The organism is Streptomyces sp. NPDC034084, assembly GCF_055575535.1.
The window spans coordinates 155,379-170,522 of record NZ_JBVISK010000002.1; the positions used below are offsets into that span (position 1 = coordinate 155,379).

The following is a 15,144-nucleotide window of genomic DNA, read 5'->3' on the forward strand; positions in this document are numbered from 1 at the left end:
CGGGCTCCTTGGGGGCGCAGAGGCGGTATTCGAATACGCCCGTTGCATGAGGATCAATTGCTGATCAGACGAATCGAGCGGTCATCCTAGCGAAGGTTTCAAGCCTCCCCGCCCCGTGCTCACCACTCGAGCGGACGCGGTCGGAGCGTGCCCTTCCAGGGGTCGCAAACCGCCCGCCGACATACCGATCCGGTTACGGCACTTGATCAGATCACGCCAAATGCACATATCGCACGCCAACCGATTCAGGCCATGCGCTACGGTCCGCTCTACGCTTCAGCGGACTACTCACCCTGCACAAAAAGGCCACAAGAGATGCGCCACGTCACCACATCCCTCGGGCACGGGCTGGCACACCCGGCACAGCCCGGCGTGTCCGAACCGCGTTTCGAGGAGCCTGCACCGGCACCGGTGTTCGTCGACCAGTCGGGCCTGCGCAGCCGCCTGTCGCGGCGCTTCGGCTGGCCGGTCTCCGTGATCGGCGCGATCCTGGCGGCCGCCATGGCCAGCAGCCTGATCGGCATGCAGTCGGACGCCCCGGCGATGGGGATACCGCCGAAGCCCTCGTACCTGCCCGCCACGGGACCGTTGTCACCCTCCTGGCCCTAGAGGGCACGGCCTGCGACTTCCCACCCGAAAAGTTCGACCATCGCGCCGAATGTCGCGAAGTTCCATGACATGCCGCGACCATCGTGCCGCCCGGAGCAACGCCTGCGGGCCGGCCGAGCGTGCCTGATCGTCCGCACCACCCATCTCCAGGAGCGCCCTTGTCCCGGTCCCGCCACCAGCGTCGTCGGCAGTCCCTGCTGAGGCCGCGCCGACTGGCTGCGCCGCCGCTGCGCTTCTTCATGCCGCTGTCCCTGCTGGCCTGCCTGCTCGCGCTCCTCGTCCTGCGCGGCCTCGCCACCAACGAGGCGTTCCACGACACCCGGATCGCGACCTCGGTCGACAAGACGACCGTACCGCGCAACCTGCTCAAGGGCGGTCCGATCATCGACGCGCGCGGCGACAAGAACGAAAACCCGGTGAGCTATCGGGTCCCCGACCACACCGTGGTCCTCAGCTTCGACGACGGCCCTTCGCCGGAGTGGACCCCGAAGATCCTGAAGGTGCTCGCGGATCACGACGTCCGCGCGGACTTCTTCGTGACCGGCGCGATGGCCACGCGCAACCCGGAACTCATCCGGCAGATCGTCGCGGGCGGCCACGAGATCGGCGTGCACACCTTCACCCACCCCGACCTGGTCTACCAGTCCCACACCCGGATCAGCTGGGAGCTCGCGCAGACGCAGCTGGCGCTGGCCGGCGTCGCGGGCGTCCACAGCGCCCTGTTCCGCCCGCCGTACTCCTCCGAGGCCTCGGCGCTCGACGACTGGAACTACCCGGTGATCAAGTACGTGGGCGCGCACGGCTACCTCACCGCGTTCATCGACCGCGACACCGACGACTGGAAGCGTCCCGGCGTCGACGAGATCGTCAAGGCGGCGATGCCGCGCAAGCCCGGCGCGGGCGAGCTGGTCCTGCTGCACGACGCGGGTGGCGACCGCACCGAGACCCTCGCCGCGCTCGAGCGGATCATCGAGAAGCTGCAGGGCGAGGGGTACCGCTTCGCCACCATCTCCGAGGCGCTCGGTGCCACCAACGCCACCGTGCCGGTCCACGGCTACCAGCTGTGGGCGGGCAAGTGCTACATCTGGGCCAGCCAGGCCGCCGTGCTCACCCTGCCGGTGCTGGTCGCGCTGCTGGCCGTCGTCGGCTTCCTCAACTTCGGCCGGTTCGCGCTGATGCTCGTCCTCGCGCCGCTCCACGCCCGGCGCTCCCGGCGGCGGAACGCGTGGGGACCACCCGTCACCGAACCGGTCACCGTCCTCGTCCCGGCCTACAACGAGCGCGAGTGCATCGCGAACACCCTCAACTCCCTGATCGCCAGTGACCATCCGATCGAGGTGATCGTCATCGACGACGGCTCCACGGACGGCACGGCGGACATCGTCGAGGCGATGGCCCTGCCGTTCGTCCGGCTGATCCGCAAGGTCAACGGCGGCAAGTCCAGCGCGCTCAACACCGGCATCGCGGCCGCGTCGCACGACATCATCGTGATGATGGACGGCGACACCGTCTTCGAGCCGTCCACGGTGCGCGAGCTGGTCCAGCCGTTCGGCGACCGGGGGATCGGCGCGGTCGCGGGCAACGCCAAGGTCGGCAACCGCGAGAGCCTGATCGGCGCCTGGCAGCACATCGAGTACGTCCTCGGCCACAACCTGGACCGCCGGATGTACGACATGCTCAACGTCATCCCGACCATCCCCGGCGCGGTCGGCGCCTTCCGCAAGGAGGCCCTGCGGCGGGTCGGCGGGATGAGCGACGACACCCTCGCCGAGGACACCGACATCACCATGGCGGTGCTCTGCGACGGCTGGCGGATCGTCTACGCCGAGCGCGCCCGCGCCTGGACCGAGGCCCCCGCCAGCCTCCAGCAGCTCTGGTCCCAGCGGTACCGCTGGAGCTACGGCAGCATGCAGGCGATGTGGAAGCACCGGCGCGCCGTGATCTCCCGCGGCCCGGCCGGGCGCTTCGGCAGGATCGGGCTGCCGCTCGTCGTGCTGTTCGGCGTGGTCGCCCCGCTGCTCGCACCGCTGGTCGACATGTTCCTGCTGTACGGCGTGCTGTTCGCCGACGCCCCGATCACCCTCGCCAGCTGGGGCGGCTTCATCCTGCTCCAGGGCGTGCTGTCCTGGTACGCCTTCCGGCTCGACGGCGAGAAGCCCCTGCATCTGATCAGTCTGCCGATCCAGCAGCTGGTCTACCGGCAGCTGATGTACATCGTCCTGTTGCAGTCCGCGATCACGGCGCTGACCGGTGGCCAACTGCGCTGGCAGAAGCTCCGGCGCACCGGCGAGGTCGCCGCCGCACCCGTGGAGGCCTGACCATGACCACATCCTTCGGGTTCGGGGGCGCCCAGGACACCGTCCAGCTGCGCATCCCCGCCGTTCTGCGACAGGAGCCGGAGCCGGAGCCGTCGGCACCGTCCCCGCGCAAGGGCGGCCGGGACCGCTACCTCGACCTCCTGCGCGCGCTGGCGCTGGTGCGCGTGGTGCTCTACCACAACTTCGGCTGGTTCTGGCTGCCCATCGTCTTCCCGTCGATGGGCGTGATGTTCGCGCTGGCCGGGTCGCTGATGGCGCGCTCGCTCAGCCGTCCCGCCCTGGGCGTCATCCGGGGCCGCCTGCGCCGACTGCTGCCACCGATGTGGCTGTTCGGCGCGGTCATGCTCACCCTCGAGATCGCCGACGGCTGGGGGCCCGACGCCGAGGGGCATCCCGACTGGTGGTGGGGCAAGCTGCTGTTCTGGATCGTGCCGCTGAGCACTCCGCCGTACGCCGAGTCGCTGAACGGTTTCGACCACCTCGTGGGGCAGGGCTGGGCGGTGCAGGTCATCGTCCCCCTCTGGTACCTGCGCGCGTACCTCTGGTACGTCCTGCTCTCACCGTTGATGCTGTGGGCGCTGCGACGGATGCCGGTGGTGACGCTGTTCGTGCCGCTCGCGCTGGCGATCGTCATGAACACGTTCTTCATCGACCAGGAGTTCATCTACAGCCGGGTCTGGGAGACCGTCAGCGACTTCGCCACATTCGGCTCCTGCTGGATCCTCGGCATGGCTCACCAGGAGGGCCTGCTCAAGAAGATCCCGCAGTACGTCGTGCCGTCCGTCGCTCCGCTGATCATGGTGGCCGGCTGGTGGTACCTGCAGACCCGACCGGTCGATCCGACCGTGCCCACTGACATCGAGAGCTGGCCGATAGCCCAGGCCCTGTGGTCGTTCGGCTTCGTCGCCATCCTTCTTCACGTCAGTCCCTCCTGGGAACAGTGGCCCAGACCGCTGGAACGCTGGAACGGCCTGATCAGCCTGCTCAACGCACGCGCTGTCAGCGTCTACCTCTGGCACGAGGCCGCGTTGGTGGCCGCCATCCCGCTGATCGACCCCCTCTGGTCCGTCGGCTTCTTCTACGAGCACTGCAAGTGGCTTCTGACCAGTCAGTGGTTCCCGCTGATAGTGGCGATCCCGCTGATCGGACTGCTGGTGCTGACCTTCGGCTGGGTCGAGGACGTGGCCGCCAAGCGCTCCCCCCGCCTCTTCCCGTACGCGCGCCGCATCCGCGGCAGGCGCCGGGCCGGGGTCTGACACAGCCGCAGCGGGCGGCTGCCTCAGGCGCAGGCCGTGAGTCGTCCGCTCCCCCTCCTCGACCGGGCCGGCGGTCCCGGCCGCCTCGCTCGCACCGCTCGGCTTGATCGCCTTCGTCTGCCGCAGCGTTCCGTCGGGGGCGTCTTCTCGATCAGGCAGGACTCGCGGCTGCCGGCACCGCCCTGGTTGCCTTGCTGCTCGGCGGGCACACGAGACGGAGATGGCCGTCGGTCGAGGAGGGACGATGACACAGGATCCGTCGTTGAAGGCGGTCGGATGGGCGCGCTCGCTGCCCATCAGCAGTGGCGTGAAGAGCGCGAGGGACTGGACGCGTGAGCATCTGGCCGCCCTCGGCTGGGCGCGTAGGGCGCCGGATCTGGTGGACTCGGTCGTCCTGGCCGTGTCCGAGCTCGTCACCAACGCCCATGTGCATGCCCGTAGCGATGCTCAGCTCATCCTGACCTGGGACGAGAAGTGTCTGCACGTGACCGTGCACGACTCCTCGCCTCAACTGCCGGAACAGCGGCACGCGAACGACGCGGCCCTGGGGGGACGAGGGATGCTCCTGGTCGACGCCCTCGCCGACGACTGGCAGGCCCGTCCTTGCCCCCGTGGCAAGGACGTCACCGCCTGCTTCCAGCCGCCGCCCGCGGACCGTCAGTAGGCGACGGATCCCGCTCCTCCCCGCCTGCGCGAACCGTCCTGCGCAGTCCGTCGGCTCCCCGGGCCCCTTACTCCATGAGCGCGTCCGCCACCGAATCGTGGAGGGAGAAGACCGTCTGGGCGCCGGTCAGCTCAAGGACCCGCATCACGGCCGGAGCGATCCCGGCCAGGCGCAGGTCGATTCCCGCTGCCAACGCCGCCGCGCGGGTGCGCAGCAGCAGGTTCAGGCCAGAGGAATCGCAGAAGCCGACCTGGGTGAGGTCGATGACGAGTACCGGCGGATGCTTCTCGAAGAGGCCGGTCAGGCCTTCCTGGACGGTCGCCATCGTGTCGAAGTCGAGGTCGCCGTCGATCGTGCACACGGCCACGCCCGACTCGGTGTAGTGCGTGCGCACGGTGATCGCGGCGGCGACGCGAGGTGCCTCCGTCTGGCGTACGTCGTCCACCGCGGTCTCCTGCCCGTGTCCGTTGTGCATCGTGATGGTCCGCTCCTTGCGTACGTACGGAATGGGTCTACCCGCGCTCCGAGCCCTGGACCCGAACGCCGACGAGGCAGGTGTCGTCGTCCGTGTCCGAGCCGCTGTAGCGCAGGAGGTGGTCCAAGCGCGCCTCAAGGGTGTTGGGGCGCTCCCCGGACTCCCTGTCGGCCCTCTCGGTCAGAGCGACCAGGTTCGCCAGGGATGTCTGCAGGCCCTGGTCGCGGCGTTCGATGAGGCCGTCGGTGTACATCACGAGGACGTCGCCGGGCTGGAGGTGGACCTCGTCCTCGTCGTACTCGGCCTGCTCCAGCACGCCGAGGAGGATGCCGCCGAGCTGGGGAAGGGGCGCGGCCCGCCCCTCGCGCAGGAGTACGGGAGGCAGATGCCCGGCACGTGCCCAGCGCAGACGGCGGGTGACGGGGTCGTACAGCCCGCAGGCCGCGGTCGCCGTGAGGTTCTCGGTCAGCTGGTGCGTGATGCTGTTGAGCCAGGTCAGCAGCTGCGCGGGTCCCGCACCGGTGGCGGCCAGGCCGCGCAGGGCGTTGCGGAGCGCGACCATGCCGGTGGCCGCGTCGATGCCGTGGCCTGCGACGTCCCCGACGCAGAGCAGTACCTCACCCGAGGGCAGGGCCAGGGTGTCGTACCAGTCGCCGCCGACGAGATGTTCCTTCTCGGCCGGCCGGTAGCGGACGGCGACCTGCAGGTCCTGGAGGTTCACGGTGCCGCGGGTCGGCGGCATGATGGCGTGCTGCAACTGCAGGACGAGCCGGTTGCCCTCGGCTGCCTGCTGCTCGGTCTGCGCCAGCTGGTCCCGTGTCGCGGCAAGAGCCACCTCCGTCCAGTGCTGGGCGGAGATGTCCTGGTACGCCCCGCGGACCACGCGCAGGCCCGCGTCGGGGTCGCGCACCGGTTCGGCGACGATGCGGATGTGGCGGGCGACACCGTCGGGACGCTGCAGCCGGAAGGCGGTGGACGCGGGCCGCTCGTGGTGCAGCAGGGTCCGCAGGAACCGGTCGATGTTGTGCTGGTCGTCCGGGTGGGCGTGGTCGGCGAGCTGGTTCAGCGGGATCGGCTGAGCGGTGGGCGAGAGGCCGTGCAGTTCGTAGACCGTTTCGTTCCAGGCGATCTGACCGGTCTGCAGGTTCTCCTCGAAGCCGCCGATGCGGCCGAGCCGCTGCGCGTGCTGGAGCAACCGCGCCACGCGAGGGGTTCCGTCGTCCAGGCGCCAGACCACCACGAGGCTGTCGCCGTGTCGGCTGATGCTGACCCTGGCCCGGGCGCTGAGGGGGACCCCCTCGACCATGGCTGTGAGCTGCATGTCGGCGGTGCGGAACGGCTCACCGGTGACGAAGACGTGCTCGACCTTCTCCATGAGGCCGCCGCTCTCCGCCGCGAGCGGGTACGCCTCCAGGAGATGCGCGCCCAGGATGGCGCTGACGGGGCGGCCGGCGAAGTCGACGAACGCCGGGTTGACGTATCGGATGGTGAACTCGAGCGGCAGCTCGGTGCTGTCCGGCGCCACCTGAAGGACGAGGCACGGGTCGGAGAGGCCGTCGACGAGCCGGCGGAGGTCCTCCAGCTGCGCGTCCGGTTGGGCCGGTTCGGCGACGGCGCTGTCGTTCCACGTCTCCAGGGTCGCCGCCGCGAGCCCCGCGAGCGCCTCGAACTGCCGTTCCAGCGACTGGGACAGCGGAGGCAACTCGTCGGGCCAGCAGATCTCCAGGACGCCGGTGAGCCGTCCGCCGATTCCGGCCGGGACGGCCAGGCGCCCGCCCCGTACGTCGTGCTGCCCGATGGACGGCAGGGCGGCGCCGGTCAGGGTCGCGTAGCCGACCGCGTCCCGCTCTTCGAGCGCTCTGCGGGCGGGCGTGGGGACGCCGGGCGGCACGTGCCGCCAGCGAGTGGCTTCCTGGGGACTGAAGCCCGCGCTGCCGGCGAGGGACAGGGACTGGTCCGGGTGGGCCGCCCAGACGGCGACGGCGACCGCGCCGAGCGGGCGGAGCGCCTGGTCGAGCATCGAGCGGGCCGCCGCCGCGGTGTCACCGCCCGCCAGGGCATCGGCTTCGGCACAGCGCAGTCGCAGCGCGGCACGGTCGGCCGCGGGCGCCGCGGACGACTGCACGAAGTCCCGGGCGATGGCGGAGATACGGTCCGCGGCCGCCTGGTTGACGAGATCGGCGGCGAGTTCCAGGACGGAGACGTCGGCCTGGGCGGCCAGATCGGACAACTGGACGGCGGCTTCGGCGGGGCCGCAGCGCAGCCGCTCGATCAGCATGCCCACGGCCATCTCCACGAGGGCACGTCCGGCGGCGTCGGCCTGAGCCCGCTGCAGCTCCTGCCGCAACCGTTCGACGGTGGTCGCCAGCCGCCCCACGGCGGAGGCGTCGTCGCCGCGGCCGGCCCCGGAGTCTCCGTCGGGCGCGGACGACGGGCGCACGGCCGCCTCACGCTGAGGGCCGACCTTGACGCCGCCGGGGGCGGGGCCGAGCGCCACACTGTCGTGTGTGCCGGGCGGTTCGGAAGACTGGTGCACGAGACGACGCTCCTGGGATCCGTAGGTGCTTTTTCGGCCGGTACGCCTGCTACGGCGCCAGATGGTGCTTGATGCGGCTGATCAGCTCCCCGGAATCGACCGGCTTGGTGATGTAGTCGCTGGCCCCCGAGGCCAGGCTCTTCTCCCGGTCACCGACCATCGCCTTGGCCGTGACCGCGATGATCGGCAGCCGGGCGTGTTCGGGCATCGCCCGGATGGCGGCGGTGGCCGTGTAACCGTCCATCTCCGGCATCATCACGTCCATCAGGATCACGTCGATCTCCGGGTGCGTCCCGAGGGTGTCGAGCGCTGCCCGTCCGTTCTCGGCCTGCATGACGCGCATCCCGTGCAGTTCGAGGATGCCGGTGATCGCGTACAGGTTGCGGTCGTCGTCGTCGACCACGAGGACGGTCCGGCCCGACAGCGAGGCGTCCACGTCCGACTGCCACACGACGCTCGCGGCGTCGGTGCCGCGTACCAGCGGTACGACGTCCCCGGGCCGGTCGGCGCTCATGTGCAGGGCGATGCGCTCGCGCAGCTCGTCGAGGCTGGTGATGAGCTCGAGGAGCCGTGTGCCCTCCTGCCGCTTCAGCAGGCGTTCGTCCTCGGCGGCCATGCCACGGCCACTGTGGACCAGGACGGGAACCGTCTGCAGGGCCGGGTCGCGCTCCATCTCCGACAGCAGGTCGAGGGCGGCGCCGTCGGCGAGGTCCAGTTCGAGGACGACGCAGTGGCACGGATGGGTGGCCAGGGTGGCCGCGGCTTCCTGCGCGCCGACCGCGGTGATGACCTCGACACCCCGCTGGCCGGGTACGTCGGTCTGGCGGGGAAGGTCACCGAGGGCGCTCTCCGCCACCAGGGACAGCAGGCCGTTGGGCCGCGCCTCGACCACGAGGAGGCGGCGCTGCTGTGTGGGCAGCGAGACGTCGGCCGGGTCCTCATCGGGTCGCTCGGTCCCCGTGATGGCGACCCGCTCCCGTGATTCCAGGGGGCGTTCGGGAGCGGTCTCGGCGAAGTCCGCACGGGCGGCCGGCAGGTAGAGGGTGAAGCTGCTGCCCTTGCCCAGGGTGCTCTCGGCGGTGATCGCACCACCCAGGAGGTAGGCGATCTCGCGGCTGATGGACAGGCCGAGCCCGGTGCCGCCGTACTTGCGGTTGGTGGTGCCGTCGGCCTGCTGGAAGGCGCCGAAGACGGTCTCCAGGTGCTGGGGCGCGATGCCGATGCCGGTGTCGCTCACCCGGAACGCGAGCACCAGGCCGTCGCGGCGGACGATGTCGGGGACATCGCTCGGGTCGGCGGGCTCGATGTGCAGCTCGACCCCGCCCTGTTCGGTGAACTTGACCGCGTTGGACAGCAGGTTCCGCAGGATCTGACGCAGCCGGTAGTCGTCCGTGAGGAGGTCGCCCGGCACGTCCGGCGAAGTGCGGACGGCGAACGAGAGGTTCTTCTGGCCGGTCAGCGGCCGGAAGGTGGCCTCGACGTAGTCGAGGAGCCCGTCCACGGCGACGACCTCGGGGTTGACGTCCATCTTCCCGGCTTCGACCTTGGACAGGTCGAGGATGTCGTTGATCAGCTGCAGCAGGTCGGAACCCGCCGAGTGGATGATGCCGGCGTACTCGACCTGCTTCGCGGTCAGGTTCCGGGACGGGTTCTGGGCGAGCAGCTGCGCGAGGATGAGCAGGCTGTTGAGGGGCGTCCGCAGCTCGTGGCTCATGTTGGCCAGGAACTCCGACTTGTACTTCGAGGCGAGCGACAGCTGGTGGGCCCGCGCCTCCAGTTCCTGCCGGGCCTGTTCGATCTCGAGGTTCTTGGTCTCGATGTCGCGGTTCTGGGCGGCCAGCAGCGCCGCCTTCTCCTCCAGCTCGTTGTTGGAGGCCTGCAGCTCCTCCTGACGGGCCTGGAGTTCCTGTGAACGGGCCTGGAGTTCGCCGGTCAGACGCTGCGACTCACCCAGCAGCTCGTCGGTACGGGCGTTGGCGACGATCGTGTTCACGTTCACCCCGATCGCCTCCATCAGCTGGTCCAGGAAGTCCTGGTGGATCTCCGTGAACCGGTGGACCGACGCCAGCTCGATGACCCCGAGGACCTGCTCCTCGACCACGATGGGCAGGACGATCAGCGACAGCGCCCCGGTCCGGCCCAGGCCGCCGGCCACGGGCAGATAGTCGGCCGGCAGGTCTTCGACGGCGATGGGACGCCTGGTGCGCGCGGCCTGGCCCACGAAGGCCTCACCCAGCCGGAAGCGCGTTGGCCGGGCGCCGTCCGGGAAGGCGTAGGAGGCGACGAGGTTGAGGACGGTTCCGTCCGCCGTCTCGTCCGCCAGGTAGAAGGCGCCGCACTGAGCGGAGACCAGCGGGGTCAGCTCGTCCATGATGGACTCGGCCACCACGCGGAGGTCGCGTCGGCCCTGCATCAGGGCCGTGATACGCGCCAGGTTCGTCTTCAGCCAGTCCTGTTCCTCGTTGGCCCGCGTGGTCTCCCGCAGGGACTCCACCATGAAGTTGATGTTGTCCTTGAGGTCGGCGACCTCGCCGGAGGCGTCCACGGTGATCGACCGCGTGAGGTCGCCGGCCGCCACGGCGCTGGTGACTTCCGCGATCGCCCGGACCTGCCGGGTCAGGTTGCCCGCCAGTTCGTTGACGTTCTCGGTCAGGCGCTTCCACGTACCGGAGACACCCGCGACCTCCGCCTGGCCGCCGAGGCGCCCCTCGCTGCCGACCTCGCGGGCGACGCGGGTCACCTCCGCGGCGAAGGAGCTGAGCTGGTCGACCATCGTGTTGATGGTGGTCTTCAGCTCCAGGATCTCGCCGCGCGCGTCCACGTCGATCTTGCGGGTCAGGTCGCCGCGGGCCACCGCCGTGGTGACCTGGGCGATGTTGCGCACCTGACTGGTCAGGTTGTGCGCCATGAAGTTGACGTTGTCGGTCAGGTCCTTCCACGTCCCCGCGACGTTCGGCACCCGGGCCTGCCCGCCGAGGATGCCCTCGGTGCCGACCTCGCGCGCCACGCGGGTGACCTCGTCCGCGAACGCCGACAGGGTGTCCACCATGGTGTTGATCACACCGGCGAGCGCGGCGACCTCGCCCTCGGCCTCGACGGTGATCTTCTGCGACAGGTCTCCGCGGGCGACCGCGGCGGCGACCTGCGCGATGGAACGCACCTGGCCGGTCAGGTTGAACGCCATCACGTTGACGTTGTCGGTGAGGTCCTTCCACGTACCGGAGACCCCGCGTACGGTGGCCTGTCCGCCGAGGTTGCCGGCGGTGCCGACCTCCCGGGCCACCCGGGTCACCTCGTCGGCGAAGGCGGAGAGCTGGTCGACCATCGTGTTGATGGTCTCCTTCAGCTCCAGGATCTCGCCGCGCGCGTCCACCCTGATCTTCTGTGTCAGGTCGCCCTGGGCCACCGACGTGGTGACCTCGGCGATCGCACGGACCTGAGCGGTGAGGTTGTCCGCCATCACGTTGACGGACTCCGTCAGGTCCCGCCAGGTGCCGGAGACCCCCTTGACGTCGGCCTGCCCGCCGAGGATGCCGTCGGTGCCGACCTCGCGCGCCACCCGGGTCACCTCACCGGCGAACGACCCCAGCTGGTCGACCATCGTGTTGATGGTGCTCTTCAGCTCCAGGATCTCACCGCGGGCGTCCACGGTGATCTTCTGCGACAGGTCACCCTCAGCGACAGCGGTGGCCACCTGGGCGATCGCCCGGACCTGGCTGGTCAGATTCCCGGCCATGAAGTTCACGGAGTCGGTGAGGTCGCGCCAGGTGCCCGAGACACCCTGCACGTCGGCCTGCCCGCCGAGGATTCCCTCGGTGCCGACCTCGCGCGCCACCCGGGTCACCTCGCCGGCGAACGACCCGAGCTGGTCGACCATCGTGTTGACGGTGTTCTTCAGCTCCAGGATCTCGCCGCGGGCGTCCACGGTGATCTTCTGCGACAGGTCACCCTTCGCGACGGCGGTCGCGACCTGCGCGATGTCCCGCACCTGAGTGGTCAGGTTGCCGGCCATCGCGTTGACGGAATCCGTCAGGTCCTCCCAGGTGCCCGAGACACCCGGGACCTGAGCCTGTCCGCCGAGCCTGCCCTCGGTACCGACCTCCCGGGCCACGCGCGTGACCTCCGAGGTGAAGCGCGACAGCTGATCGACCATGCCGTTGAAGACCATGGCGATCTCGCCCAGCAGGCCGTCCGCGTCGGAGGGCAGCCGGGTACCGAAGTCACCGTCCCGCACCGCCGTCAGTCCCGCCAGCAGCAATCGCAGCTCCGACTCGCCGACCTGAGCGGCCGAAGACTCCGTGTCTTTGCCCGTCCGTGCGCTTCTGGGCGCTGTAGAGCCAGCCATCGAACGTCGCCTCCGTTTAACGCCGGGCCCCGTGTCCCGACCCACCCGATTCTCCCCCGCCACCACCTGCTGTTCTGCCGGATGCCGGGGCGCGTACCGCCCCGGAGGCTACCCCACGTCTTTCACCGCAGTACAAACCACCTGCCGGTCTCCGTCGTGGCCCCGCCGGTACTCGGCGCCCCAGCCCCCGGATTCGCGGCCCGGACGACCGGCCCGGACGATCGACGCCGGCTCCGGAGGGGGCGTACCGGGTCGGCGCAGGTCGGCGCCGCGATAGGGTGTACCGGCGGAAGACGTTGCCTCCTACGCCCGACAAGGTGAGTGGGCCGTCAGGCGGATGGGTGGATGGTGAGGAGTCCGAGCGGTGATCTCCCCGCGTGCGGAGGGCGGGCCCGGCGTGACGACGCCAGCGAGGGCCTCGTTGGAGGTGAGCCCCTTGCCCGGTCGTTCCGGAATATGTGCCAGCGGTGAGATCAGCGAGATCACCCGCGGGCCGTGGGAGGAGGCTCTGTCCCGGCTGGCCCGGGAGCACACGGGCGAGTCCTATCTGGAGCTGTCGAACGTCGCCTTCGTCGATGTGGCCGGGGTGACGGCGCTCGCGGTCACCGCCATGGCCCTGCCGGGCGGACGCGTGGTGGTCGAGCAACCCCCACCGCAGCTGCTGCGCGTGCTGGAGCTGTTCTGGCCGGAGCTGCCGCAGATCGAGGTGGTGCAGCGATGAGCACGGTGAGCACCGACGAGAGGTTCGTGCACCCTGCACTGTTCTACCGCACCGACGAGGAGTACGGGGCGCAGACGGTGGCCTTCCTGCGGGAGGGACTGGCGACCGGTGAGCCGTTGGCCGTGGCGGTGCCCGGGCCCAACCTGGAACTGATCAGGAAGGGGCTGGGCGCGGACGCCGACGGCGTTCTGTTCCTGGACATGACCGACGTGGGCCGCAATCCGGGCCGGATCATCCCCCGGGTGCTGCGCGGCTTCGCCGACGCCCACCCCCAGGGCCGGGTACGGATCATCGGCGAGCCGATCTGGGCCGGGCGCAGCGAGGTGGAGTACCCGGCGTGCGCGCAGCACGAGGCGTTGATCAACGCGGCCTTCGAGGGCCGGGCGGTGACGATCCTGTGCCCGTACGACGAGGTGGCGCTCGATCCGCAGGTGATCGCCGACGCGCGCATGACCCACCCCACTCTCATCAGTGGTGGCCGTGAGGAGAAGAGCGACTCCTACGACTGGGAGGCGGTCGTCGCCCGGTACAACGAGACGCTGTCGCCCGTGGCCGAGACCGCCGCCTTCGCCTTCGGCGCCGACGAGCTGCCGGCCGCCCGTCAGTTCGCCGTGGCTCAGGCGGCACGGCTGGGCCTGACCGGGCAGCGCCTCGGCGATGCGGAGCTGGCCGTCGCCGAGCTGACGACGAACAGCGTGGTGCACGCGGGCGGGCGCGGGACGCTGGCGCTCTGGAGCGAGGACGGGCAGCTCGTGTGCGAGGTCCGCGACGCCGGACAGCTGTCCGACCCCTTGGCGGGCCGCCGGCCCCCGGAGCCGGGTCAGATCGGCGGACGGGGTCTGATGCTGGTCCACTACGTGGCCGATCTGGTACGCGTGCACACCGGCGACGCGGGCACGACGGTGCGCTTCTACCTGAACCTGTAGGCAACGCGTGGGGGCCGTCCCTTTCCGGGGTGGTCCCCCGTGTCGTCTGTCTGCCGGTTTCACGCGCCTCCGGGACCTGTCCGGCGGCCTGCGAGCCGGCCGGGCGAAGGGCCGTGGCCGCGAGACCGTTCCAAGGGGATGTGGCCGCTGGTCGGCACAGTCGGCCCGTGGGAACCTCACAGCCGTCCCCGTACTCCTCGACGCCGAGATCCAGGCCCACGGGATCGTCCGCCCGGCCAGACGGCTTCCCGGGCCGCGGCGTCGGGCCTGGGACCACCGAAGGGCACCGCGATCTCCAGGTACGACTCCTCGTCGGCCAGCGCTTCTCGTACGCGCTCGCGGGCCTGCCCTGTTCGGTTCGCCGCCTCCCGCCCACACCCTCGCGTCTCCTCGCGGAATCGGGGAAGCCGGACAGAGAGGGACATCGGGGCCCACTGAGGAGGCAAGGCCGTGACCACCATCGCCATACTGCTGATGCCCACGCTGGCGCTGCTGCTCTACGTGATGGACCGACTCGAGGACCGGGTGACGGGCCCCACAGAGGTGCCGTCGGGCCAGGCCCGTCACGCCAGGCACCGACATCTTCGTCTCGTACCGGACTCCTCGCCGCTCGCTGACGTACCCGCGCGCGCCGACCGCTCGGACACCTCGGCCGACGCAGCTTGAGGGCGTCGGGCGCGCCGGGTGCTTCCGTGGCGGGGACTGATCCTTCTGGCTCCGAGAGGTTTTCACTCCTCTCTCACAGGAAGAGGAGGCGTGGAATCCGTGTCCGGGGTTACGAGCGGGGTACGGCGCCGCCGACGCAGCGGCGCGACCTCCCGACGGAACTGGTTGACGATGTCTGAAACGAGCCGGCACGAGACCACCCAGCCGCCCTCGGCACCCCCGGTGCCGTCCTGGCCCACCACCGCCCACCAGGTCCACGGACGGCTCACCCTTCCCGTCCAGGCCACCTTCCACTACGACCCCCACGACCCCTGGGCGGTACGCGTCTCCTTCCGGTTGCCGCCCAGCACCATCGTCAACTGGACCTTCGCCCGCGAACTGCTGCACTCCGGGACCCGCGTCCTGAGCGGCGAGGGCGACGTCCGCCTGTGGCCCCTGCGTACCGGAGGCAGGGAAGGACGCGTCCGCATGCGCCTGGGCAACGCCGAGGCGTCCGCCGTCGTCGAGGTCGACCGCGCCGGCCTGCGGACCTGGCTGGCCGAGACGTACCGCGCCGTGCCCGAGGGGCAGGAGCCCGCGCGCATCGACTGGGCGGCCGAGACCACCCAGCTCCTGACCCCGCCCTAGA

The 15,144-nt window shown here is 70.4% G+C and carries 11 protein-coding genes; 8 read left to right on the plus strand and 3 right to left on the minus strand.

Annotated features, from left to right (window positions below):
• Positions 1-372: 372 nt before the first annotated feature.
• The 4 genes from ACZ51I_RS06215 (at position 373) to ACZ51I_RS06230 (ending at position 4,847) form a co-directional block, all read left to right on the plus strand.
• Positions 373-609, plus strand: coding sequence for a hypothetical protein (locus tag ACZ51I_RS06215; protein WP_468871887.1), 237 nt, complete (start codon positions 373-375; stop codon positions 607-609).
• A 158-nt stretch (positions 610-767) separates the two neighbouring features.
• On the plus strand, positions 768-2,927 hold the full coding sequence (locus ACZ51I_RS06220; RefSeq protein WP_468871888.1) for a bifunctional polysaccharide deacetylase/glycosyltransferase family 2 protein: 2,160 nt from the start codon (positions 768-770) through the stop codon (positions 2,925-2,927).
• A gap of 2 nt (positions 2,928-2,929) precedes the next feature.
• Positions 2,930-4,183: an acyltransferase family protein gene (locus ACZ51I_RS06225; RefSeq protein WP_468871890.1), complete on the plus strand. Its 1,254-nt coding sequence runs from the start codon at positions 2,930-2,932 to the stop codon at positions 4,181-4,183.
• A 244-nt stretch (positions 4,184-4,427) separates the two neighbouring features.
• Positions 4,428-4,847, plus strand: a complete 420-nt coding sequence (locus ACZ51I_RS06230) for an ATP-binding protein (RefSeq protein ID WP_468871891.1) — start codon at positions 4,428-4,430, stop codon at positions 4,845-4,847.
• A gap of 67 nt (positions 4,848-4,914) precedes the next feature.
• On the opposite strand, the gene ACZ51I_RS06235 is transcribed toward ACZ51I_RS06230, so the two are convergent.
• Genes ACZ51I_RS06235 through ACZ51I_RS06245 form a run of 3 tightly spaced genes read right to left on the minus strand, consistent with a single transcriptional unit; the run spans position 4,915 to position 12,203 of the window.
• On the minus strand, positions 4,915-5,322 hold the full coding sequence (locus ACZ51I_RS06235; RefSeq protein WP_468871892.1) for an STAS domain-containing protein: 408 nt from the start codon (positions 5,320-5,322) through the stop codon (positions 4,915-4,917).
• Positions 5,323-5,359: 37 nt separating this feature from the next.
• Positions 5,360-7,858 (minus strand): SpoIIE family protein phosphatase, encoded by a 2,499-nt coding sequence (locus tag ACZ51I_RS06240; RefSeq protein ID WP_468871894.1) that lies wholly within the window; start codon positions 7,856-7,858, stop codon positions 5,360-5,362.
• Between the two features lie 49 nt (positions 7,859-7,907).
• Positions 7,908-12,203, minus strand: coding sequence for a HAMP domain-containing protein (locus tag ACZ51I_RS06245; protein WP_468871895.1), 4,296 nt, complete (start codon positions 12,201-12,203; stop codon positions 7,908-7,910).
• 427 nt (positions 12,204-12,630) lie between these two features.
• Between ACZ51I_RS06245 and ACZ51I_RS06250 the strand changes: the two genes are divergently transcribed.
• The 4 genes from ACZ51I_RS06250 to ACZ51I_RS06265 all read left to right on the plus strand — a co-directional run bounded on the left by ACZ51I_RS06250 (position 12,631) and on the right by ACZ51I_RS06265 (position 15,143).
• The gene (locus tag ACZ51I_RS06250) at positions 12,631-12,924 is read left to right on the plus strand and encodes an STAS domain-containing protein (RefSeq protein WP_468871897.1); all 294 of its coding nucleotides are present in this window, start codon (positions 12,631-12,633) and stop codon (positions 12,922-12,924) included.
• On the plus strand, positions 12,921-13,850 hold the full coding sequence (locus ACZ51I_RS06255) for an anti-sigma factor RsbA family regulatory protein (RefSeq protein ID WP_468871898.1): 930 nt from the start codon (positions 12,921-12,923) through the stop codon (positions 13,848-13,850). Before ACZ51I_RS06250 ends, ACZ51I_RS06255 begins: the two co-directional genes overlap by 4 nt.
• 450 nt (positions 13,851-14,300) lie before the next feature.
• Complete coding sequence (locus ACZ51I_RS06260; RefSeq protein WP_468871900.1) at positions 14,301-14,516, plus strand: hypothetical protein; 216 nt, start codon at positions 14,301-14,303, stop codon at positions 14,514-14,516.
• 171 nt (positions 14,517-14,687) lie between these two features.
• Entirely contained in the window at positions 14,688-15,143 is a 456-nt protein-coding gene (locus ACZ51I_RS06265; protein WP_468871901.1) for an SsgA family sporulation/cell division regulator, read from the plus strand.
• The last annotated feature ends 1 nt before the right edge of the window (position 15,144 follow it).